A 21,572-nucleotide genomic window follows, 5' to 3' on the forward strand; every position below is an offset into this window, starting at 1 on the left:
TTTATTTAGATTTTTCTTCAAACAGAGATGCGATCCTTTTTGTTCAAGAAGAATTTTAGAGGTTATACGATGTTTTTGCGTGTTATTTCATCATTTTTGTTTTTCTTTGCGGAAAATATCAGAGAAGTGAATCTTATTATAGAACAAGGTAACACGTCATCAAAGGTCGCTGTGTATAAAAATGGGCATATAGAGGCTTCTTTTGTATACAAGCAATTCGGTGTATCTGTGGTCGCTGCTCTTTTTGAGAAGTACGCTTTTACGCAAGGCATTTTATCGACGGTGATAGATACGGACGATGAGTTGATCGCTTATCTAAAAAATAAGCTTCAGCGTTTTGTCTTTCTGGATGAACACGTAGCTTTACCGATCAAGGTGGAATATGGGACGCCGAAAACGCTAGGCAAGGACCGTTTGGCCGCTGTCGTGGGGGCGAATTATTTGCGGCCGGGAAAAAATCTGCTGGTTATCGATGCCGGTACCGCTATCACGTATGAGGTGATAGAAGCGCCGGGTATCTTTCTGGGAGGGAATATCTCTCCGGGGATGACAACCCGTTTTCGAGCGTTGAACCATTTTACGAAGAAACTGCCTTTGGTAACGGAAGAGGATGATATACCGCTTATCGGGAGAAGTACGGAAACGGCTATCCAAGCGGGTGTGGTGAATGGGATTGTTTACGAGATGGACGGATATATTGACGAGCTGAAAGTAAAATATCCGGATCTTTTGGTTTTTTTAACAGGCGGTCATTCGTTTTATTTTGAAAGACGGCTAAAAAACTCCATCTTTGCAGACATTAATTTAGTGTTGACAGGATTAAACAGAATCTTAGAGTATAATGTTGAAAATTAATAAGGTAGTAATAATAAGTATTCTTATCTTTACACAATTGCCATTGTGGGCTCAAAATAACACGAACTCGCCTTATACGCGATTTGGATATGGAGAGTTGGCGGATCGATCTTTTGGTGCCGGAAGGGCGATGGGTGGAGTCGGTTATGGATTAAGGTCCTCTAAACAGATAAATCCATTAAATCCAGCATCTTATAGTTGTATGGATTCGTTGACATTCCTTTTTGATTTTGGTGCGTCCGGTCAGGTGTCTTGGTTCTATGACGGTACGAATAAGCAACGACAGATGAATGGAAACGTGGAGTATATCGCTATGCAATTTCCGATCACCCGGCGTTTAGCGATGAGTATTGGTTTATTACCTTATTCATATGTAGGATATGATTTCGGCGAGAGCCGTACTGAGGGCGGTTTAAGTTGGGGAGAAAGCTTTAGTGGCGAAGGTGGCTTAAGCGATGCCTATTTAGGGCTCTCCTATGATATTTGGAAGAAGCGTCTTTCCATTGGTTTGAACGCCGGATTTTTATTTGGAAATATAACACATTCCCGCAACTTGATTTTCCCGAGTTCGACAGGGGCGGACGATGTGTATAGAAACCAACGTTATGAGATTCGTGATTTAAAGTTAGATTTTGGTATTCAATATACGCATCCTTTGAGCAAGACGGAGCATGTCACGGTAGGTTTCGTTTATTCTCCTGGGAAAAAGCTGAATACGACTGTGTATGATACTCAACTTGTCGGTTCTTCGGCTACATCCGGATATACAAGGAACGATACAATTAAGAATTATCGGTTTGATATGCCAAACTCTTATGGAGCGGGTATCTCTTATGTGAAGGAGAACCGGTTGACGTTAGCTGCGGACTTCTTATATGAGGACTGGGCGAACGCTTATTTTGATAACGAGAAAGGTCAATTCAAGAATCGTACACGTGTAGCGGCTGGTGCCGAATTTATTCCTCGTTATGATAATCGTAATTATCTGGGACGTATCAGATACCGTGCCGGTTTTCATTATAGCAATTCGTACTTAAGAGTCAGTCGCTCCGAGGAGAATGGTTATAAAGGACATGGTTATAATGAATATGGGGCGAGTATCGGTTTTGGGCTTCCATTGATCGATAACCGTTCATTAGTGAACCTGTCATTTGAATACGTGAAGATCCGTCCGGAATTACGTACAATGATTGATGAGCAGTATTTCCGGTTTACGGTGAACTATACATTTAACGAATTATGGTTTTTTAAACGAAAAGTGGATTAAACCGGGAATGGCCGAAAGGGTCTAATGAGTATGATACTTTTTTGAAGGAATATAAATTTATAGCTAACTTTAATAGAAAGAGATATGAAGATCAAAGTTTTATTACTAGCGCTTGGATGTACTATGGGTACATTGGGTGCTTATGCGCAGAAAGGAGTAGATAATGGTACACAGTTCGGTTCCGGTGAGGATAGCGTGCGTTGTATTACCAATATCAGCTTGTTCGTTCCTTACGCGAAAGCCGGAAACTTCAAAGATGCCTATGATTTCTGGAAGATCGTGTACGATGAGTGTCCTGCCGCTACAAAAGATATCTATTTGTACGGTGTGAAAATTATGGGCTGGAAGATCGCCCAAGAGAAAGATCCCGCTAAGAAGAATGCTCTTATTGATGATTTGATGGGGGTTTACGACAAGCGTGTGAAATATTTTGGAAATGATCGCCGGTATGGAAAAGACTGGATCGTTGCTCGAAAAGTGCAAGATTATTTAGCGCAAACAGGCGATAATGCCGACTATAATCAGGCCTATACTTGGTTGAAGGAGATCGTTGATGAGAAAGGTGCTGATACGGAGGCTCTAGGTCTCTCCTTGTTTAGTTTCTCTTCTATGAAGAAAATGCTTAACGATCCGAACTTCAAAGAGCAGTATATTCAAGATTATTTGAAGGTTTCTGCTGGCTTGGATGCTCAGTTAAAAGCTGCGCAGGCTGCAAACAATCAAAAAGAAGTGAATGCCTTGACCGCATATAAGAGTGGTGTTGATAATGCCTTTGCAAATAGTGGTGCTGCCGATTGCGAGACTTTGCAGAATTTGTATGCTGCTAAGATCGAGGAGAATAAGGATAACTTACCTTATTTGAAAGAGACTATATCTTTGTTGAGAAGAACAGGTTGCCAAGAAATCGAGGCTTACTTTTTGGCATCAGACTATGCTTATCGTCAAGAACCTAGTGCCGAGGCAGCTGTTGGGCTAGGAAAGAAAGCCGTTAAGATAAAGGATTATGATACGGCTATTAAATACTTTGATGAGGCCGCGAATTTAGAAACGGACGCGACTTCAAAAGCTGATGATTATTATATGATCGCATTGTTGCTGTTTGAGCAAAATGCTTATTCGAAGGCTAGACAATATTGCCAGAAAGCTTTGGAGGTAAATCCAAACTATGGTAATGCTTATTTATTGATCGGCAAGATGTATGCCGCTACTTCTAAATCTGTCTTCCCGAATGATGGAGTGTTGGCAAGAGCTGCTTATAATGCCGCTATCGATAAATTTGAGAAAGCGAAACAGGTAGATCCGAGTGTTGCTGAAGAGGCTAATACTTTGATATCATCTTATCGTGCTCACCTTCCTTCTACGGAGGAGATCTTCATGCACCCGGATTTGGAGAAGGGCAAACCTTTCACTGTCGGTGGTTGGATCGGAGAGCGTACAACGATTCGGTAATTATGATAGGAAATCGTTTTCATTGTAAAACGGAAAATATGGGCATAACAACTACCTTCGTGGTGGTTGTTATGCTTCTTTTGTTTTCTGCCTCTTGCAGTAAGGAACATAAGGAGGTGGTTGATGTTGAGTTTGATCCGGACAAGACTTATACGATGAAGGCTACGGATGTGTCATCCTTGATCTCCGATTCTGGTATCACGAGATATCGCTTGAAAGCGAAAGAGTGGCAGATTTACGGGAAGGCGGCGGAACCCCATTGGTATTTCCCCGAGGGGATCTACGTGGAGAAGTTCGATACCTTATTCCAGACAGAAGCGAGTATTAAGGCGGATACAGCCTATTATTATGATAAAAAAGGGCTTTGGGAGCTGATCGGTAATGTAGAGGTGGAAAGTCTGCAAGGGGAGCATTTTGAGACTTCCCAATTGTTCTGGGACCAGAAGCAGGAGAAGGTTTATTCTGATAAGTTTATGCGTATCGAGCAAGAAGATAAGATCATAACAGGCATAGGCTTTGAGTCGAACCAAGATATGACTCAGTATAAGATATTTAACTCACAAGGTATTTTCCCGGTGAGCGATGCTCTGGCCGATACGACACGGACAGTTCAGGGGGATAGTGCCCGGGGAGATGTGTCACAAATAGATTCAATAAAAAGTAATTAAGGTGGGGACGCTGACTTATATTTTAATTTCCCTCGCATTTTCCGCATTCTTTTCCGGGATGGAGATCGCTTTTATCTCCTCCAATAAGCTTCGTTTCGAGCTGGATAAGAAGGAACGTAGTCTATCCAGTAAGATACTGGGTATTTTCTATCGTAATCCAAATTTGTTTATCTCTACCATGTTGGTAGGAAATAATATTGCGTTGGTCGTTTATGGTCTTCAGATGGCAATCGTATTGGAGCCGTTTATAGCCAAGGTGGTTGCGAATGAGGCATTGATCGTTTTTATCCAATCCGTGATATCTACGATCTTGATCTTGTTTGCCGGGGAGTTTATTCCCAAGACCATATTTAAGTTGAATCCTAATTTATCACTCAATATATTTGCGATACCATTATTTATTATATATATCATCCTGTATCCGGTCTCCAAGTTCTCTTCCCTGCTATCTTTTTTGATTTTGAAGTTAGGGGGCGTGAAGAACTTGAAAAGTTCACCTCAGGCATTAGGCAAGGTAGACTTGGATTATTTTATACAGCAAAGTCTGGAAGATGCACCTCAAAATTCGGATATGGATACGGAGGTTAAGATTTTCCAGAATGCCTTAGACTTCTCGAATGTCCGTTTGAGGGATTGTATCGTGCCCCGGACGGAGATCGTAGCCTGTGATACGTCGGCTACGATGGAGGAATTGCGTTCTAAGTTTATCGAGACAGGACTTTCGAAAATATTGGTGTATAACGAGAATATTGACAACATTATCGGATATATCCATTCTTCCGAGCTTTTCAAGAATCCGGAGGATTGGACCCAGCATATCCGTAGCGTATCGATCGTTCCGGAGACGATGGCAGCGAATAAACTGATGAAACTGCTGATGCAAGAGAAGAAGAGCTTGGCTGTTGTCGTGGATGAGTTTGGCGGTACGTCGGGTATCGTGACACTTGAGGATTTGGTGGAGGAGATTTTCGGAGAGATTGAGGACGAGCACGATATGAAGTCGCATGTGGCTAAAAAAGTATCGGACAATGAGTATTTGCTGTCGGGTAGGATGGAGATTGATACCTTGAACGAAATGTTCGGGTTGGATCTTCCTGAGTCGGATGATTATGTCACCATCGCCGGTTTTATCTTGCACTTCTATCAAAAATTCCCGAAATTGAACGAGACTGTCCAGATCGATAAATATTCGTTTAAGATAATCAAAGTAACGGCTACGAAGATCGAACTTGTACGTATGAAAGTAGGGATTTGATAAAAAAAAGGATTATATGCTGTGGAATTTCCTTTTTTTCATATCTTTGTGCCCTTAAAATGTGAAATAATAAACTTTAAAAAATAATAAAGATAAATGGCTACGCTGGAAAAAATTAGAAGCAAAGCAGGACTGCTGGTACTCGTGGTGGGTTTGGCATTGTTCGCTTTTATCATTGGAGACTTTTTAAACTCTGGTTCTACTTATTTTAGGCAATCACAGGAACGGATCGCCGAGATTGATGGAGAGGTTGTAAAAATTCAAGATTATCAAGGTCGCGTTGATGAGATGGCCGAGATGTATAAGATGCAATCCGGTTCAGCCAGCCTGCCCGAGGAATATATGACACAGATTCGCCAGTCCGTATTCGATGCGATGGTACAAGAGGTCGTGTTGGACGAGGCTACTGCTAAATTAGGTATGGGAGTAAGTCCGGAAGAATTGTTTGATATGGTTCAAGGTGAGAATATCTCTCCGTTGATCCAACAAATGCAAATGTTTACGAATCCTCAGACTGGTGCTTTTGATAAGGCCGCTTTGTTGAATTTCTTGAAACAAATCGATTCCGATAATATCGCTAGCTATCCGGCAGATCAACAGGCACAGCTGATTCAAGCTAAGAACTTCTGGTTGTTCTGGGAGAAGAACATCAAACGTCAACGTTTGGAGCAAAAATATACGACATTATTGAGTAAGGCTATTTCCGCGAATTCATTGGACGCTAAGGAAGCTTATAATGATAATGCCGAGAATTCGGATATCATTTACGCTATGCAATCATATGCTACGATTCCGGATTCAACGATTGAGGTAAGCAAGAGCGAGATCGAGAAATTGTATAACCAACGCAAGGAGCTTTATAAACAAAAAGAATCTAAGGTAATTAAATATATCGCCGTAGATATCCGTCCGAGTAAAGAGGATTATGATAAGGCACAGGCCGAGATCGAGAGCTTGAAAGAGGAGCTAGCTACGTCTGAAAGAGTGGCTGATGTAGTAAACGAGAACTCTGAGGTTCCTTATGTTGACGCTTTCTTCACGGAGAAGGCTTTGGATCCTGAGATGAAACAATTCGCTACGACTTCTGAGGTTGGCGCTGTTTATGGTCCTGTATTCGAGAATGACAAATACAGAATGTTTAAGCTAGTCGATAAGACGGTCGCTCCGGACTCAGTAAAAGTTAGCCACATCATGTTGGCCGGTAAATCTGAGGCTGAGACAACAGCTTTGGCTGATAGCTTGATGGGGGCGTTGAAAGGTGGCGCTAATTTCGCTGAATTAGCTAAGAAATACTCAGCAGACCAAGCTGCCGAGAATGGTGGTGAACTAGGTTGGTTTACAGAGGTTACCGCTTTGAGAGGTGTGAATGATGATTTTAAGAAGGCTGTCTTCTCAACTCCATTGAATGAGGTAGCGGTTGTGAAATCTTTATATGGTACTCACCTTGTAAAAGTAACAGAGAAAACAGGAAATGTTGAAAAATATAAGATCGCAGATATCGACATGACTGTATCTCCTAGCTCTAAGACCTATAGCAACATCTACAATGAGTTGAATCAGTTCGTATCTAAGAACAACTCTATGGCTAAATTGGAGGAGAATGCGAAGGAAGCCGGTTATAACTTGATTTCAGGTGCAACGGTTACTACAGATGATCAGTTGTTAGGTTCTATCAAGAATTCACGTCCGGTAATTCGTTGGGCGTTCCAGAACGATAAAGGTTCTATCTCTGAGATCTTCGAGTGTAGTGATAAATTTGTCGTGGCTGCTGTAGAAGGAAGTATTTCCGAGGGGTATCGTCCGGTTGATATGGTCGCTCCGGCTTTGAGAGCTGAATTGGCTGCCCAGAAGAAAGGCGATAAGATCGCTCAGGAATTGGCTGCTAAGAATTTAACTTCAGTTGAGGCATATGCTGAAACGATGGGTTCTTCTGTAGACTCTGTGAAGTTCGTGAACTTTGGTACTCGCCGTATCGCTGGTATCGGTATCGAACCGAACTTGAACGCTATGGTTTCTATGGCTCAAGTTGACCAAGTAAGTGCTCCGGTTAAAGGTAACAACGGTGTATATGTGTTCAAAGTATACGCAAGAAATAAAGATGGTAAGGAGTTCAACGAGGCTGAGGAAATCCGTGCGTTGGATGCTTCGAATGCGTATCGTGTAGGATTCCAAGCTATCCAATCTATGGTCAACAACGCTAAGGTGGAAGACAACCGTATCCGTTTCTATTAATAAAGAGTATTTATACTTAAGATAAAAAAGATCCCCTGTTTTGCCGTCAAAATAAATATATCTTGACGACAAAACAGGGGATCTTTATTTTGTGGAATATTTCTCGTACTTTCGCGAATAAGAAAATATCGATAGAATGGTTGACAAAAGACAATTATTAGGGATGACCTTGGAGGAACTGAAAGGTGTAGCGTCTGAGGTGGGTCTTCCCGCATATGCGGCTAAGCAAATGGCCGATTGGATTTATAAGAAGAAAATAACCCGGATTTCGGAGATGACGAATATAGCGGTAGCCAAACGTGCTTTATTAGAGGATTCATTCGAGATCGGGGCTTATCCGCCATCTGAGTATCAAAAGTCGAAAGACGGTACGATCAAATATCTATATGCTGCCGGACCGGGGCGTTTTGTTGAGTCTGTTTATATTCCTACGGATGATCGGGCGACTCTTTGCGTCTCTTCTCAAGTCGGATGCAAAATGAATTGCTTGTTTTGTATGACGGGAAAACAAGGCTTCACGGCAAACCTGACAGCGAACCAGATATTGAACCAGATCCAGTCTTTGCCGGAAAACGATTCATTGACGAATATCGTTTTCATGGGAATGGGGGAGCCACTGGATAACGTAGACGAGCTTTTCAAGGTTTTGGAAATACTCACGGCCCCGTATGGATATGCGTGGAGCCCGAAGCGTATCACGGTTTCAACCATCGGTGTGACGAAAGGCTTGAAACGCTTTTTAGAGGAGAGCGAATGTCATCTGGCCGTAAGTCTGCACTCGCCCTATCCTATGGAACGTCTTTCCTTGATGCCGGTTGAAAAGGCATTCCCAGCGAGGGAGGTGATCGATTTAATCAAACAATATGATTTTTCGCATCAACGACGTGTCTCTTTTGAGTACATTGTTTTTAAAAATTTGAACGATAGCTTGAAACATGCCGAAGCTTTGAGTTGTTTATTAGGTGGAATACCTTGTCGGGTAAACTTGATCCGTTTTCATGCGATACCGAATGTGTCTTTAGAGACTTCCGATATCGCTAAAATGGAGGCGTTCCGGGATTTCTTAAACGCCAAAGGAGTTGTATGTACGATAAGGGCATCACGAGGGGAGGATATTTTCGCCGCTTGTGGAATGCTTTCTACCGCAAAAAATGTTACATTTGTATAATATAAAACACACGGGTATGAAAACACGTTCTTTATTCATCGGTATGTTGCTGCTTCTTGTTTTGATGGGAGCATGTAATTCGGGTTCTGTGATGACTCAAGCTACGGGCTTCGCATATGAGGTTGTCGTGGTTATGGATCAAAAGGATTGGAAAGGCCCTGCGGGAGAAGCCATAAAGTCTGAGTTGGCCTCTTCGGTGCCCGGACTGCCGCAAGCCGAGCCTTCTTTGAAGATTACCTACGTACAACCAAAGGATTTTACAGGTCTGTTACGGTATGTAAGGAATATATTAGTGGTTACGATAGATCCCACCGCTTATACGAAAGTTTCTGTAGGCTACGAGAATAATGTCTGGGCTAGAGGACAGGTGGTTGTTTCGCTGAAAGCTCCTAATACGGAGTCGATCGTCGAGTATTCAAAGACCCATGAGAAGGCGTTGGTCAACTTCTTCGTAAAGGTGGAGATGAATCGTGCGATAGAGCAATTACAAAAGGAATATAGTATGGTGGTTATGGATAACCTGAAAAGCGACCTGAACGTGATGTTAAACGCTCCGGCAAACTTCACGTACTATAAGGATACGACAGATTTCTTCTGGTCTTCCAATAACGCTAACACAGGCCGTATGGACTTAATCGTATATACTTTCCCTTATACTGATCCGAATACGTTTACGGAGGAATATCTGGTCGCTAAACGAGATTCTGTATTGAAGGCGAATCTGCCGGGTTCGTTCCCGGGTTCCTATATGCAAACAGAAACGCGTGCGGGAGTGGAGTATACGCCAATAACCTTAAATGGTAAATATTGTGGCGTGATGCGCGGTTTGTGGAGAATGCAAGGCGATATGATGGGAGGCCCGTTCGTAAGCCACACCCGCTTGGATGAAAAGAATCATCGTGTGGTTGTAGCCGAGGGATTTGTGTATGCTCCGGAGACAGACAAGCGTAATTTCATGCGTAGAATAGAAGCTGCCTTATTTACGTTACGTTTGCCGGGTGAATTTGATGAACCGGTAACTGAGACATTGGATATCCCAAAAGAGAAAAAGTAATAAACAAACAAAATATATGGAAGAACGACTGATTAAAGTGGGGATCACCCACGGAGATATAAATGGTATCGGCTATGAGGTGATATTAAAGACCTTTTCCGATACCCGCATGGCGGAGCTTTGCACGCCGATTATCTATGGCTCGTCCAAGATAGCCGCTTATCACCGGAAGGCATTGGAGCTTCCTCCTATCAATATGAATATTATTTCACATGCGGAGGATGCGGGAGTAAACCGGGTGAACATTATTAACTGCGTGGAGGACGAGACCAAGGTGGAGTTGTCGAAATCTACGCCGGTTGCCGGTGAGTCGGCTTTCAAGGCGTTGGAAGCGGCGGTTACGGATATGAAGCGGGGAGTAGTGGATGTACTGCTTACCGCCCCGATCAATAAACATAATATCCAGAACGAGGATTTTCATTTTCCCGGGCATACTGAGTATTTGGAGAAATGCTTCGGTGGCTTGGATAAAAAAGCCTTGATGATCTTGATGAAAGATGATCTTCGTGTCGCTTTGGTGACGGGGCATATTCCATTGTCGCAAGTTGCGTCTTCCCTCAACGTGGGCGATATCGTGAATAAGCTGCGTATTTTCAATCAGTCGTTAAAGCAAGACTTCGGTATTGTGAAGCCACGCATCGCGGTTCTTTCCTTAAACCCTCATGCGGGTGATGCCGGATTGCTGGGTACGGAAGAGGAGACGATTATCATACCGGCAATGCAAGAGGCGGAGAAAAAAGGCGTAATGTCATTTGGCCCTTATGCGGCTGACGGTTTCTTTGGTTCGCAGATGTATGATAAATTTGATGGTGTCTTAGCGATGTATCATGATCAAGGGCTCGCTCCTTTCAAGACGTTGGCGATGGATGACGGGGTGAACTATACGGCAGGATTGCCGATCGTACGGACTTCTCCGGCACACGGAACTGCTTATGACATAGCCGGGCAGAACGTGGCCTCGGAAGAGTCGTTCCGCCAAGCCTTATATGCGGCGTTGGATATCTACCGGAACCGGTTGCGTTATCAGGAGGCTACCGCCAACCCGTTGCGTAAGCAATATTTCGATAGGGGGGGAGATAATGAGAAATTGGATTTGACGAAAGACGACGATACGGACGGATTATAGTAGATCTTTCCTGACAAGTTTCAATAAATACATAAAATGTCATGTTAATAACGAATGGATGTTATTGACATGACATTTTTGTATGGGGCGTGGGACGCTTTTTGGTTTTAAACTTTTAAGATAGGAAAAGTTTGCGTAAGTTTGCGGTTTAAAACGAAAATTACGATTATGTTTAAAGACAAAACGATAGTATATACATCCGGGACGTTTGATATGTTCCATTATAATCATCTTAGGATGATCAATTACGCCCGTAGTTTGGCGGATATATTGATCGTCGGGGTTAGTACAGATGAGTTGGTCTCTTCTTATAAAGCGAAGCCGATCATTCCGTTCCATGAACGTTTGCAGATCATCGAGGCGTTGAAGACTCCCGATATCGTTATTCCACAACATTCCTTGGATCATACGGAAATCGTGAAGAAGCTGAATATCGACGCTTTCGTGGTAGGTGATGACTGGTTCGGAAAGTACGACTATCTGAAAGATTTAGGCGTTCAGGTATTTTATTTCCCTTACGGAACGGGGGTTTCCTCCTCGAATCTGAAAAAAACGATACATGATTCTTATGAGGCGAATCTGACAACCCAACGTCAGGCGAAGCCGGAAACAGTGAAAGGATCTGCCGCTAAATAACGATCAGTTTCATGGATAAATTTATTTTAATTACCGGTGGGACAAAAGGGATAGGAAAGGCGGTAGCGTCCTGTTTAGGAAAGGCCGGATATAACCTTATACTGACTTATGCTTCCGACCAAGCGACCGCCGAGGAGGTACGTAGCGAGTTGGTGGGGCGTTTCGATATACAGGTTTCTATTCTGCGGGCCGATATCTCGGATCGGAATACGATCGGGGTTATCGATTCTTTCTTGGAGGAGAATAGGCTACGTTTGGACGGCCTTGTGTTCAATGCGGGAATGACCTGTCGGGATCCTTTTGAGGAACTTTCATTCGAGGATTGGGACCGGGTTTTCTTTGCTAATATCCATTTCCCGATCTTCCTTTTACAGAAGATTGTTGGACGGATTAATAAGGGGGGAAGTATCGTGTTTACGGGTTCCTTGATGGGAATACAGCCTCATTCGGTATCCTTGGCATATGGGGTGACGAAAAGTGCTGTTCATGCGCTGGTCAAAAACATGGTGAAGTTCTTAGTTCCCTATGAACTGCGTGTGAATGCCGTGGCTCCCGGTTTTGTCGATACGGAATGGCAGAAAACAAAGCCTGCCGAGATCCGTCGGAATATAGAGAACAAGGTCTCTTTGGGACGGTTCTGCGACCCGGATGAATTGGCGGAAGTTTATAAAATGTTGATAGAGAATAGTTATTTTAATGGCGAGGTAGTCGTTGTGGATGGCGGTTACTCGTATAAATAAGAAACAAATGAGCGAGTTGGATAAGGAATACGAAGCATCGTTAAAGTCGATAGAAACAGAAAATAAGATAGACCGAATTTTTTATCGTCCGATAGGATTTCGTATTGCTCGTATGTTGCGAGGCACAGGGATTACCCCGAATATGATTACGGTTATCTCGATCTTCGTGGGTGCGGCGGTCGGATTTATGTTTTATCACGATAATTTGACATATAATATCTGCGGTATATTATTGTTGGTATTTGCCAATATCCTCGACTGCGTGGATGGGCAGCTGGCACGTCTTACAGGGATCAAGTCCGCTATCGGGCGTATCTTGGACGGATTCGCCGGGGATATCTGGTTCGCTTCGATCTATATCGGATTCGCTCTTCGTTTGTCTCATGATTACGGTACGGATTGGTTCTTTGCCTTGGCGGTCTTATCCGGTCTGTCTCATTTAGTCCAAGCGAATATCACGGATTATTATAAGACGCTTCACCTTTATTTTATCAGTAAGGATAAAGGCTCGGAGTTTCAGTCTTTGGAACAGGTGGAGGCGAAACATAAGGAGATGAAGTATGGCATTAACAAGTTTTTCTACTTCTTATATCGTTGGTATACGATGTTGCAAGTGAAGGCTACGCCTACCTTACAGAGTATGTTACAAAATTTGCACGCGAAGTATGGGGATAATATTCCGGAGAATATCCGTGTGGACTTTCGTAAACAGAGTCGTCATTTAATGCGTTACATAGACTTGTTGACCTTTAATGGCCGGACGATGGTTATGTTTGTGATCGTACTAACGGGACAGGTCTGGGCTTATTACCTATACGAGATCATCGTGTTGAACATCGTACTAGCGATAGTGATGAGGAAACATGAGAAGATGTGTGCCTCGTTTTTAGGATAAAGTATGAAGAAGAGTGTTGTTGACATTTACGATTTGCAAGAGATGGCCCCGTTCTTCAAGGGGCGAGTGGGGACATGGTTAGGTAAGTTGCTGATAAAGTGCTTACGTGTGGATCTGGTTAATAAGGTACATGCCCGGAATTGTCATTTACGGGGCGCTGAGTTTACTTCCGCTTTATTGCATGACCCCATTATCGATCTCAGCTATGAGGTTCATAATAAGGAGATTTTAGATCATCTGCCGGAAGGGGCTTTTGTTACCGTTTCCAACCATCCGATCGGGTCGTTGGATGGAATCATGCTGATTGATATTTTCGCTTCCCGCCGTCCGGACTTTAAGGTGATGGTGAATGGCATCTTGACCAAGATCGGGGCGATGGAGGATAATTTCATATCCGTGGTGCCCGATTCCCACAAGCGAGGGGCGAATCCGGCGAATGTCAATGGCGTTCGACTATCCCTGCAACGCTTGAAAGAAGGTCATCCGATGGGTTTCTTCCCTGCTGGAGCGATCTCATTTTATAATAAAAAAGAGAAACAGGTACGGGATTTATCGTGGGCGCATAGCGTGATCCGCTTAGTTCGTAAGGCGAAAGCACCGGTATACCCTGTTTATTTTGATTTCCAAAATACCCATTTTTTCTATTGGCTAGGGAATATCAGCTGGCAAATACGTACCTTGCGTATTCCTACAGAGGCTTTCAATAAGCGTGGAAAGAAAGCGGATGTATATATCGGTGAGCCTATCTCGCCGGAAGAGATCGCCGCCATCCCGGAAGACAAGGATCTTGCCGAGTTCTTGTATAAACGTACATATGGTGCTAAAAAATAAGAAACGACCGATAGAATCTGTTATCAATAGTGGTAGTTTGAATTAAGATTTGTAATTTTGGCAGAGTAACTGAAATAATTACAGATTTTAAAAGTGAAAGAGTGATGAAGGTTGATGTACAACAGATAAAACAGCGTTTTGGGATTATTGGTAATAACCCCGGATTAAATCGTGCGATCGATGTTGCGCTCCAGGTAGCGCCAACCGACTTATCTGTTCTTATTACAGGAGAGAGTGGTGTCGGAAAGGAGACTTTCCCGCAAATTATTCACCAGAACAGTCAGCGTAAGCATGGACAATATATAGCCGTAAACTGTGGCGCTATTCCGGAAGGGACGATAGATTCGGAGCTTTTCGGGCACGAGAAAGGTTCTTTTACCGGGGCGTTGGCCGACCGTAAAGGGTATTTCGAGGTAGCGGACGGTGGAACGATCTTCTTGGATGAGGTAGGAGAGTTGCCAACTCCTACGCAAGCACGCTTGCTTCGTGTGTTGGAGACGGGTGAGTTTATCAAGGTCGGTTCCTCCAAGGTACAGAAGACGAACGTTCGTATCGTTGCCGCTACGAACGTGAATTTAGTGCAGGCGGTTTCGGAAGGTAAATTCCGGGAGGATTTGTACTATCGTTTGAATACGGTGCCTATTCAAGTGCCTCCCTTGCGGGAGCGTCCGGAAGATATCGTCTTATTATTTCGTAAGTTCGCCAGTGATTGCGCCGAGAAATACCGGATGCCGCCGATCCGCTTGGATGATGAGGCCCGTCAATTATTGGTTTCTTACCGTTGGCCGGGTAACGTGCGTGAGTTGAAAAATATCACGGAACGTATCTCCGTAATCGAGGAGACACGGGATATAACGGCGGATGTCCTGCGCCTTTATCTGCCGAACGTAAATGTTGAGAAATATCCGGTATTGGTGAAGCAAGATCCGGATCAAAAGATATTTAACAGCGAGCGGGAGATCCTTTATCAAGTCTTGTTCGATATGAAAAAGGACGTGAACGAGCTAAAGAAATTAGTGCATGATATCATGGGAGGGAATATCCCGATGCCAACGGTGGCGGACGATACCCCTTACGCGCATCCGATCCATCCGGCGGCGGTTCATGCCATGCACCCGACGATCCAAGATGCCGAGGATGTGGAAGAGGAGACTTTATCCTTGGAAGAGGTGGAGAAGGAGATGATCCGTAAGGCTCTGGAGAAGCATAACGGGCGACGGAAGAACGCGGCGGCCGACTTGAAGATATCGGAGCGTACGTTATATCGAAAAATCAAGGAATACAATTTGGAATAAAAATATGCTAAAGAAGATTGTCAACATACGTTTGTCGGCAGCCAATTGGCTTATACTCTCATTTTTGACGGTATTGGCTACGGCTTGCTCTATTTCCTATAAGTTTAATGGAGCCTCTATCGATTATACGAAGGTGAAGACCATTACGATTCGTGACTTCACGAACCAAGCTCCCTACGTGAATCCGACCCTTGCGCCGCAGTTTACGGAGGATTTGAAGGATATTTACATCCGTCAGACTCGTCTGCAACTGGTTCCGAGCAATGGCGACCTTGAGTTGGAGGGTGAGATCACTGGTTACGATTTCGCTCCAATGGCCGTGAAGGAGGATGCTATCGCCTCGCAGACGAGGTTGACGATCACGGTGCGGGTTCGTTACTCCAACCGGGTTAACCCGGATGAGGATTTTGAGCAGTCGTTCTCCGCTTACCGCGAGTTCGACAGTAACTTGATGCCGCAGCAGGTAGAGGGAACATTATGCGAGGAAATCATAGAGGAAATAGTAGACCAAATCTATAACGCTACGGTTGCCAATTGGTAGAATGAGGGCGGAGGATTTATATCGTTTGATGGAGGAGCCTTCGGAATTGACCGAGGGGACTCTTCTTGAGTTGCGACGAATCGTGGAGGATTACCCGTATTTTCAAGTGGCACGGATGTTGTATCTAAAGAATCTGGCCGTATTAAATGATATGAGTTTTACCTCGGAGCTGGAGAAGATGGCGATATTCTTGCCGGATCGGAAAAAGCTGTTCCAACTGATAGAGGGAGATAAATATGGCTTGAACTCCCGTGTGGAGCATGAGCCGGATATGCGAAAAGAGGATACTTTCTCCTTGATAGACGCATTCCTCTCTAACCGTAACGAGGAACCGGAGCCTAAGAAAGAAGCCCCGTTCCTGTTCCAGCCATCGGTATCGTCAGATTATATGTTTTGGTCATTATCGAAAGAGGAAGAAGAGAAGCCATCTGGAGAGGATGCGGAGAATAGGCTTCGACATCACGACTTGATCGATTCGTTCATTAAAAATGACCAACAGCGTATGCCGGGTAGCGGGCTGGAAATCCGTGAGGAAACCAGCCGTGCGGAGACTCCAGAGTCGGTGAAAGATTTGGATGATGAACAGTCCAAATCGCTGGAAGACTCGTGCCTTACGGAAACTTTAGCCCGGATTTATATAAAACAGAAGCGATATGATAAGGCTTTGCAAATTATTAAAAACTTAAGCTTGAAATATCCAGAAAAAAATGTTTACTTTGCAGACCAAATCAGATTTTTGGAAAAGTTGATTATTAACACTAAAAAATAAAACTAAGATGTACGTATTTATTTCTATCTTAATCCTGATTGCCTCTATACTATTAATCTTGATCGTGTTGATCCAGAACTCAAAAGGTGGAGGTTTGGCTTCAGGATTCTCTTCTTCTAACCAAATCATGGGTGTACGTAAGACCACAGACTTTTTGGAGAAAGCTACTTGGAGTTTGGCGGGTGCCGTAATCGTACTGAGTATCGTGATTACCGCATTTATCCCCAGAACTGAGCATGCCGCTCAATCAGAGATCAAGCAACAAGTGAACGACGCTGTCTCTATCGATCCGAATACGATCGCTCCGGACTTTGGTACAGCGCAACAACCGGCAGTTCCGGCAGAGGAAACTCCCGCTACTACTACACCTGCGGAGGAAAGCAACAAATAAGATTGTATTTGAGAATAATATAGAAGCCATATCCACTAACAATGGATGTGGCTTTTTTTGTGCTACTTTAAGTGGAAGCTTCTTTATCTCTTAATCTTTTCACCTATGTGAAAAGATCGTATCACAAGGGTGAAAAGATCGTATCACGTATATGAAAAGATCGTTTCATCTTTGTGAGACGATTATTGCGAATAGGGGCTTCTATCTCTTCATAGAAAGAAATGATCAGTTAAGTGGAATATTGTTCGTATATTTGTTACATATAATAGTAATAAGTATAAATACTCAGATATGGATATGATAAATTTTGATGGGTTGTTGATCGGTATCGTTACATTTTTGATTATCGGTCTGTTTCATCCGGTAGTCGTGAAGGCCGAGTATTATTGGGGGACGAAATGCTGGTGGATATTCCTTGTCTTGGGGATTTTAGGAGTGATAGCCTCCCTGTTTATAGACAGCGTGTTTGTGTCCGCTATTTGCGGCGTATTCGCCTTCTCATCGTTCTGGACGATCAAGGAGATTTTCGAGCAGGAGGAGCGTGTGCAGAAAGGTTGGTTCCCTAGAAATCCGAAAAGAAAATACCCTTGGGACGATAGTGAGGTGAAATGAATTCTTTTCGTATCTTTGCGCTCGTGAAAGCGATATAAAAGCAATAAAGCTATGAAGACAAAGAGAAAAAAGCAAGATCCGTTAGTCGAGTACATAAAGGCTAACCGGAAAGGCAGTCGTGAGGCCGAGTTAGAAAACCACGGCAGACCGGTCAGTCATAACCGGATTCATGTATCGAAGAAAGTTTATAATCGTAAAAGAATGAAGGCAGATGCCCAGAGGCATCTGCCTTATTTGTTTTTAGTAGCCTAAAAGGAGACCTTAGTTCGCTGTATTGTTATTGATCGGTGTCTTTTCCTTGAACCATTCTACCAGTATCCCATTCTTGAAGCTTAGGATGTAGTAGCCTTCAGAGTAGTCGGCTATCGTCATGGTGACCGTCTTATAACTGATACTCTCTATGGGGCCGTCCGGGGTTATTCGTGCGCCAGCCGACTCAAAATCCTTTCCTAGTATCGATATAACCTTTTGCTTGGTCATCCCTAGCTCTATCTTATGCATCCGGTTATCCATTTTATAAGGATTCATTACCGTAGCGCATCCCATCAATAGGAACATTGTCAGCAACACGTATATCCCTTTCACCATCTTCATCTCTCTTTTTGTTATTTGTTGTATTGGGGGCTAAAGTAGACATTATCCCGGATATATAGTATCGTGAGGATATAAAAAAAGAGGAAAACCTTTCGATTTTCCTCTTTTCCTAGAGCGGAAGACGGGGCTCAAACCCGCGACCCTCAGCTTGGAAGGCTAATGCTCTATCAACTGAGCTACTTCCGCAATATGTATTCTTTCGGTTTTCGAAAGAATTGGTTCACATAGTGAACCGATCAATTAAGGTGGGCAGTGATGGATTCGAACCACCGAAGGCGAAAGCCAGCTGAGTTACAGTCAGCCCCATTTGGCCACTCTGGTAACTGCCCCCTTGTTCTTAATTGCAGTGCAAAGGTACGATTTATTTTGAAACCTGCAAGCGTTTAGGCAGAAAAATTTACCATTTTTATTGCGGTAACCGCTGCCTCGTCCCCTTTATTGCCATATCTACCTCCCGCACGATCCTCGGATTGCTGCATGGTGTCGGTAGTTAACAGGCCGAAAATGAAAGGAATATCGTACATTAAATTCAATTCTGTAATGCCTTGCGTAACGCCGGAACAAACGTAATCAAAATGTGGTGTATCGCCTCTTACGACGCATCCCAGAACGATCACGGCGTCTAATTCTTTAGTCTCGGCCAATCTTTTGGCTCCAAAAGTCAGTTCAAAACTACCCGGAACTCGTTTAACTACGATGTTCTCCGGTTTCACCCCGTGCTTTTCAAGCGTGTTGCAAGCACCTTCCAATAACTTCTCGGTAATGTTCTTGTTCCATTCCGCAACTACGATGCCGATGTTCATCTCTGAAGCATCGGGTACGCTGTTGAAGTCGTACTCGGATAAATTCTGATAAGCTGTAGCCATACTTGTCTCTTTAAAAGAAGAGGATGCCTTGTTTGACCGAGACATCCTCTGTTATACTATATAATATACTGTTTATTTATTTTCCTGCCGAAGCACGGGTGATATACTTATCGATATCGGATGCCTCCATGGAAGTGTAATACTTGTCCTTGATAGTCGTGTAAGCCTTTACAGCCTTGTCATACTCTTTCAAGTTCTCGTAAGCGATACCGGCCTTCTTCAAGTAAATCGGGCTGATAACCTCATTGTCGGCCTCCTTAGCGGCTTTCTCGAAATAGCTGATTCCTTCTTTCGTATTACCCATGTTCACGTAGCAATCACCGATCAAGCCTGTAACCGCCGGAGATACCATTTGGTCCTTTCCGCTGAAAGATTTCAATAAATCGAGCGCCTTCTGTGTATCGCCCATCTTGTAGTAACAGATACCTGCGTAAGCCTTCGCCAAGTTTCCGGCGTCCGTGCTTCCATATTGGTCGATGATAGCCTCGAAACCTTCATAGTCAGCTCCATTGCCGTTTAAAGCCAAGGCGAAAGAATCTCTGGCGAAGTATTGCTCGCCCTTGAACATGGCGGCGGCGGCTTTTTTCTCCTGAGGAACTAAATAACCATGCTTGATTCCCAAAACAGCTCCAACAACGAGTGCGACAGCTATTATACCGTAAATAATCTTCTTTGAATTGTTTTCAATGAATTGCTCCGATTTGGAGACAATCTCTTCTACTTCTAACTCCTTGTTGGTGTCCTTTTCTTTAGTAGCCATAATGTGTTATAGTTATTTATTAATTTTATCGCTGATTTTAAGCCATACCATATGGTTGGCGATTCAAAGCGCAAAAGTAGTTTTTTTTACTGATATAATCTATACTTAGAAGTATATTTTTTAATTTTGTACGATTAATACGGTTTAGATGATACTAAAGAAGCTTTCTGTTCTCAATTACAAAAATATACTTCAGTCTGAGGTTATTTTCTCGCCCAAGATGAATTGCTTTTTCGGCAATAACGGGATGGGGAAGACGAATCTATTGGATGCCATTCATTATCTCTCATTTTGCAAGAGTCATGTCAATACGCCTGATAGCCAGATAATAAACAGTGATCAAGATATTTGCGTGGTGCAGGGTAACTATGATTATGAGGGACGTGAGGAGGAGATTTTCTGTGCCATGCGGCGTAGGCAACGCAAACAGTTCAAACGGAATAAGAAGGAGTACGACAAGCTGTCCGAGCATATCGGCCTATTACCGTTGGTCATGGTTTCTCCGGCTGATGCCGACTTGATCCGGGGGGGAAGCGATGAGCGACGCCGTTTTCTGGACTTAATCATCTCGCAGCAGGACAAGCCTTATCTGCATGCGCTTATCCAATATAATAAAGCGTTGCTCCAACGGAATACGTTGCTGAAAGATCAGAGCATGGATGCCTCTCTTTATGAGGTATTGGAGATGCAGCTGGGTATGTACGGCCAAATCGTTTACGAGAAGCGGAAAAAACTGGTGGAGGATTTTACCCCGATCTTTAATGAGTACTACCAGACGATCTGCGGCTCTGCCGAGGAGGTAGGGCTACATTATATCTCGCAATTGGAGGAAACGGAGCTTGCCGGTAAATTGGCGATGAGCCGGGAACGGGATCGTATATTGGGCTATACCTCTTCCGGTATCCATAAGGATGAGCTGGAAATGACGTTGGGCGGGTACCTGATTCGCCGGGTTGGTTCGCAAGGACAGAATAAGACGTATCTGATCGCCTTGAAACTCGCTCAGTTCGCTTTCCTAAATAAACGGGGACAGACTACACCTATCTTGCTGTTGGATGATATTTTCGATAAGCTGGACGCTAGCCGTGTGGAGCAGATCATCAAACTGGTCAGCGAGAATGGCTTCGGGCAGATTTTTATTACGGATACGAACCGGAAGTATCTGGATGAGATCTTATTGGCTATGAATCATGACTATGCTCTCTTCCGTGTGGAACGTGGCGAGGTACAACCTATGGAGGAATAAGAATGCAGAGAAGAAATACACAGACATTGGGGGAAGTGCTTCGTGACTTTTTCGAGGATAATACCGAGTTGTACGAGAAAATGATGGAGATCCGGGTCCAACGTGCGTGGGGAGAAGTTTTAGGGCCTACGATCATGCAGTACACACGTAATATATATGTACGTGATAAGGTGCTTCATGTCTCATTGACTTCCTCTGTACTTCGTAGCGAGTTGACGCTTTGCCGGGAACGGTTGGTGAAAAGCTTGAATGATTACGCGGGTGCCTCGGTCATTACCAATATCGTTTTTCATTGAGTGTGGCTTTACCATTCGCAATATTA

24 protein-coding genes and 2 tRNA genes are annotated in these 21,572 nt (G+C 43.7%); 21 read left to right on the forward strand and 5 right to left on the reverse strand.

Annotated elements, in window-relative coordinates; all coding sequences use genetic code 11:
• The first annotated feature begins 27 nt into the window (after window positions 1-27).
• The 19 genes from QVP94_RS14390 to QVP94_RS14480 all read left to right on the forward strand — a co-directional run bounded on the left by QVP94_RS14390 (window position 28) and on the right by QVP94_RS14480 (window position 18,036).
• Complete coding sequence (locus QVP94_RS14390; protein ID WP_005861554.1) at window positions 28-855, forward strand: type III pantothenate kinase; 828 nt, start codon at window positions 28-30, stop codon at window positions 853-855.
• Complete coding sequence (gene bamG, locus QVP94_RS14395) at window positions 842-2,122, forward strand: BamG family beta-barrel-assembly machinery protein (RefSeq protein WP_022192882.1); 1,281 nt, start codon at window positions 842-844, stop codon at window positions 2,120-2,122. The genes QVP94_RS14390 and bamG overlap by 14 nt, the downstream gene beginning before the upstream one ends.
• Window positions 2,123-2,206: 84 nt before the next feature.
• On the forward strand, window positions 2,207-3,571 hold the full coding sequence (locus QVP94_RS14400) for a tetratricopeptide repeat protein (protein ID WP_005861558.1): 1,365 nt from the start codon (window positions 2,207-2,209) through the stop codon (window positions 3,569-3,571).
• Between the two features lie 2 nt (window positions 3,572-3,573).
• A complete protein-coding gene (gene lptC, locus QVP94_RS14405; protein WP_011965921.1) occupies window positions 3,574-4,239 on the forward strand; it encodes an LPS export ABC transporter periplasmic protein LptC in 666 nt (221 codons plus the stop codon).
• A 1-nt stretch (window position 4,240) separates the two neighbouring features.
• Window positions 4,241-5,494, forward strand: a complete 1,254-nt coding sequence (locus tag QVP94_RS14410) for a hemolysin family protein (RefSeq protein ID WP_005861562.1) — start codon at window positions 4,241-4,243, stop codon at window positions 5,492-5,494.
• A 96-nt stretch (window positions 5,495-5,590) separates the two neighbouring features.
• The gene (locus QVP94_RS14415; protein WP_005861564.1) at window positions 5,591-7,726 is read left to right on the forward strand and encodes a peptidylprolyl isomerase; all 2,136 of its coding nucleotides are present in this window, start codon (window positions 5,591-5,593) and stop codon (window positions 7,724-7,726) included.
• Between the two features lie 136 nt (window positions 7,727-7,862).
• Window positions 7,863-8,894 carry a dual-specificity RNA methyltransferase RlmN gene (gene rlmN, locus QVP94_RS14420; RefSeq protein ID WP_005861566.1) on the forward strand — a complete coding sequence of 344 codons (1,032 nt, stop codon included), beginning with the start codon at window positions 7,863-7,865 and terminating at the stop codon, window positions 8,892-8,894.
• Between the two features lie 16 nt (window positions 8,895-8,910).
• On the forward strand, window positions 8,911-9,948 hold the full coding sequence (locus QVP94_RS14425; RefSeq protein WP_005861568.1) for a DUF4837 family protein: 1,038 nt from the start codon (window positions 8,911-8,913) through the stop codon (window positions 9,946-9,948).
• Between the two features lie 16 nt (window positions 9,949-9,964).
• Window positions 9,965-11,074 (forward strand): 4-hydroxythreonine-4-phosphate dehydrogenase PdxA, encoded by a 1,110-nt coding sequence (gene pdxA / locus QVP94_RS14430; RefSeq protein ID WP_022192883.1) that lies wholly within the window; start codon window positions 9,965-9,967, stop codon window positions 11,072-11,074.
• Between the two features lie 168 nt (window positions 11,075-11,242).
• Window positions 11,243-11,710: an FAD synthase family protein gene (locus tag QVP94_RS14435; RefSeq protein WP_005861572.1), complete on the forward strand. Its 468-nt coding sequence runs from the start codon at window positions 11,243-11,245 to the stop codon at window positions 11,708-11,710.
• A gap of 11 nt (window positions 11,711-11,721) precedes the next feature.
• On the forward strand, window positions 11,722-12,450 hold the full coding sequence (locus tag QVP94_RS14440) for an SDR family NAD(P)-dependent oxidoreductase (RefSeq protein WP_005861574.1): 729 nt from the start codon (window positions 11,722-11,724) through the stop codon (window positions 12,448-12,450).
• Window positions 12,451-12,457: 7 nt separating this feature from the next.
• Entirely contained in the window at window positions 12,458-13,345 is an 888-nt protein-coding gene (locus tag QVP94_RS14445) for a CDP-alcohol phosphatidyltransferase family protein (protein ID WP_005861576.1), read from the forward strand.
• Between the two features lie 3 nt (window positions 13,346-13,348).
• Window positions 13,349-14,176: a lysophospholipid acyltransferase family protein gene (locus QVP94_RS14450; protein ID WP_005861578.1), complete on the forward strand. Its 828-nt coding sequence runs from the start codon at window positions 13,349-13,351 to the stop codon at window positions 14,174-14,176.
• 104 nt (window positions 14,177-14,280) lie between these two features.
• Window positions 14,281-15,471, forward strand: a complete 1,191-nt coding sequence (locus QVP94_RS14455; protein WP_005865833.1) for a sigma-54 interaction domain-containing protein — start codon at window positions 14,281-14,283, stop codon at window positions 15,469-15,471.
• Window positions 15,472-15,475: 4 nt separating this feature from the next.
• A complete protein-coding gene (locus QVP94_RS14460; RefSeq protein ID WP_005861582.1) occupies window positions 15,476-16,012 on the forward strand; it encodes an LptE family protein in 537 nt (178 codons plus the stop codon).
• Window position 16,013: 1 nt separating this feature from the next.
• Window positions 16,014-16,781 carry a DUF8458 domain-containing protein gene (locus QVP94_RS14465; RefSeq protein ID WP_022192884.1) on the forward strand — a complete coding sequence of 256 codons (768 nt, stop codon included), beginning with the start codon at window positions 16,014-16,016 and terminating at the stop codon, window positions 16,779-16,781.
• 7 nt (window positions 16,782-16,788) lie between these two features.
• The gene (secG, locus tag QVP94_RS14470; protein ID WP_022192885.1) at window positions 16,789-17,172 is read left to right on the forward strand and encodes a preprotein translocase subunit SecG; all 384 of its coding nucleotides are present in this window, start codon (window positions 16,789-16,791) and stop codon (window positions 17,170-17,172) included.
• A gap of 291 nt (window positions 17,173-17,463) precedes the next feature.
• Window positions 17,464-17,784: a DUF4491 family protein gene (locus QVP94_RS14475; RefSeq protein ID WP_008774116.1), complete on the forward strand. Its 321-nt coding sequence runs from the start codon at window positions 17,464-17,466 to the stop codon at window positions 17,782-17,784.
• Between the two features lie 51 nt (window positions 17,785-17,835).
• Window positions 17,836-18,036 carry a hypothetical protein gene (locus tag QVP94_RS14480; protein WP_005861590.1) on the forward strand — a complete coding sequence of 67 codons (201 nt, stop codon included), beginning with the start codon at window positions 17,836-17,838 and terminating at the stop codon, window positions 18,034-18,036.
• Window positions 18,037-18,045: 9 nt separating this feature from the next.
• On the opposite strand, the gene QVP94_RS14485 is transcribed toward QVP94_RS14480, so the two are convergent.
• From QVP94_RS14485 to QVP94_RS14505, 5 genes are all read right to left on the reverse strand, one after another.
• Window positions 18,046-18,378, reverse strand: coding sequence for a hypothetical protein (locus QVP94_RS14485; RefSeq protein WP_008774115.1), 333 nt, complete (start codon window positions 18,376-18,378; stop codon window positions 18,046-18,048).
• A gap of 113 nt (window positions 18,379-18,491) precedes the next feature.
• Window positions 18,492-18,564 (reverse strand) — tRNA-Gly (locus QVP94_RS14490).
• 60 nt (window positions 18,565-18,624) lie between these two features.
• A tRNA-Tyr gene (locus QVP94_RS14495) sits at window positions 18,625-18,707 on the reverse strand.
• Between the two features lie 54 nt (window positions 18,708-18,761).
• On the reverse strand, window positions 18,762-19,244 hold the full coding sequence (gene ribH / locus QVP94_RS14500; RefSeq protein WP_008774114.1) for a 6,7-dimethyl-8-ribityllumazine synthase: 483 nt from the start codon (window positions 19,242-19,244) through the stop codon (window positions 18,762-18,764).
• Between the two features lie 76 nt (window positions 19,245-19,320).
• Entirely contained in the window at window positions 19,321-20,004 is a 684-nt protein-coding gene (locus tag QVP94_RS14505) for a tetratricopeptide repeat protein (protein WP_005861596.1), read from the reverse strand.
• 148 nt (window positions 20,005-20,152) lie between these two features.
• Between QVP94_RS14505 and recF the strand changes: the two genes are divergently transcribed.
• Window positions 20,153-21,250, forward strand: coding sequence for a DNA replication/repair protein RecF (recF, locus tag QVP94_RS14510; RefSeq protein WP_022192886.1), 1,098 nt, complete (start codon window positions 20,153-20,155; stop codon window positions 21,248-21,250).
• A gap of 2 nt (window positions 21,251-21,252) precedes the next feature.
• Window positions 21,253-21,546 (forward strand): DciA family protein, encoded by a 294-nt coding sequence (locus tag QVP94_RS14515; RefSeq protein ID WP_005865842.1) that lies wholly within the window; start codon window positions 21,253-21,255, stop codon window positions 21,544-21,546.
• Window positions 21,547-21,572 lie beyond the last annotated feature (26 nt).

Source organism: Parabacteroides sp. CAG:2 (genome assembly GCF_000436315.1).
Classification (GTDB): domain Bacteria; phylum Bacteroidota; class Bacteroidia; order Bacteroidales; family Tannerellaceae; genus Parabacteroides; species Parabacteroides distasonis.

What these genes read in the sequence shown, in the direction of transcription:
- QVP94_RS14390 (WP_005861554.1), top strand. Translation starts at nt 28, where the DNA reads ATGCGATCCTTTTTGTTCAAGAAGAATTTTAGAGGTTATACGATGTTT.
- bamG (WP_022192882.1), top strand. Translation starts at nt 842, where the DNA reads ATGTTGAAAATTAATAAGGTAGTAATAATAAGTATTCTTATCTTTACA.
- QVP94_RS14400 (WP_005861558.1), top strand. Translation starts at nt 2,207, where the DNA reads ATGAAGATCAAAGTTTTATTACTAGCGCTTGGATGTACTATGGGTACA.
- lptC (WP_011965921.1), top strand. Translation starts at nt 3,574, where the DNA reads ATGATAGGAAATCGTTTTCATTGTAAAACGGAAAATATGGGCATAACA.
- QVP94_RS14415 (WP_005861564.1), top strand. Translation starts at nt 5,591, where the DNA reads ATGGCTACGCTGGAAAAAATTAGAAGCAAAGCAGGACTGCTGGTACTC.
- rlmN (WP_005861566.1), top strand. Translation starts at nt 7,863, where the DNA reads ATGGTTGACAAAAGACAATTATTAGGGATGACCTTGGAGGAACTGAAA.
- QVP94_RS14425 (WP_005861568.1), top strand. Translation starts at nt 8,911, where the DNA reads ATGAAAACACGTTCTTTATTCATCGGTATGTTGCTGCTTCTTGTTTTG.
- pdxA (WP_022192883.1), top strand. Translation starts at nt 9,965, where the DNA reads ATGGAAGAACGACTGATTAAAGTGGGGATCACCCACGGAGATATAAAT.
- QVP94_RS14435 (WP_005861572.1), top strand. Translation starts at nt 11,243, where the DNA reads ATGTTTAAAGACAAAACGATAGTATATACATCCGGGACGTTTGATATG.
- QVP94_RS14440 (WP_005861574.1), top strand. Translation starts at nt 11,722, where the DNA reads ATGGATAAATTTATTTTAATTACCGGTGGGACAAAAGGGATAGGAAAG.
- QVP94_RS14445 (WP_005861576.1), top strand. Translation starts at nt 12,458, where the DNA reads ATGAGCGAGTTGGATAAGGAATACGAAGCATCGTTAAAGTCGATAGAA.
- QVP94_RS14450 (WP_005861578.1), top strand. Translation starts at nt 13,349, where the DNA reads ATGAAGAAGAGTGTTGTTGACATTTACGATTTGCAAGAGATGGCCCCG.
- QVP94_RS14455 (WP_005865833.1), top strand. Translation starts at nt 14,281, where the DNA reads ATGAAGGTTGATGTACAACAGATAAAACAGCGTTTTGGGATTATTGGT.
- QVP94_RS14460 (WP_005861582.1), top strand. Translation starts at nt 15,476, where the DNA reads ATGCTAAAGAAGATTGTCAACATACGTTTGTCGGCAGCCAATTGGCTT.
- QVP94_RS14465 (WP_022192884.1), top strand. Translation starts at nt 16,014, where the DNA reads ATGAGGGCGGAGGATTTATATCGTTTGATGGAGGAGCCTTCGGAATTG.
- secG (WP_022192885.1), top strand. Translation starts at nt 16,789, where the DNA reads ATGTACGTATTTATTTCTATCTTAATCCTGATTGCCTCTATACTATTA.
- QVP94_RS14475 (WP_008774116.1), top strand. Translation starts at nt 17,464, where the DNA reads ATGGATATGATAAATTTTGATGGGTTGTTGATCGGTATCGTTACATTT.
- QVP94_RS14480 (WP_005861590.1), top strand. Translation starts at nt 17,836, where the DNA reads ATGAAGACAAAGAGAAAAAAGCAAGATCCGTTAGTCGAGTACATAAAG.
- QVP94_RS14485 (WP_008774115.1), bottom strand. Translation starts at nt 18,378, where the DNA reads ATGAAGATGGTGAAAGGGATATACGTGTTGCTGACAATGTTCCTATTG.
- ribH (WP_008774114.1), bottom strand. Translation starts at nt 19,244, where the DNA reads ATGGCTACAGCTTATCAGAATTTATCCGAGTACGACTTCAACAGCGTA.
- QVP94_RS14505 (WP_005861596.1), bottom strand. Translation starts at nt 20,004, where the DNA reads ATGGCTACTAAAGAAAAGGACACCAACAAGGAGTTAGAAGTAGAAGAG.
- recF (WP_022192886.1), top strand. Translation starts at nt 20,153, where the DNA reads ATGATACTAAAGAAGCTTTCTGTTCTCAATTACAAAAATATACTTCAG.
- QVP94_RS14515 (WP_005865842.1), top strand. Translation starts at nt 21,253, where the DNA reads ATGCAGAGAAGAAATACACAGACATTGGGGGAAGTGCTTCGTGACTTT.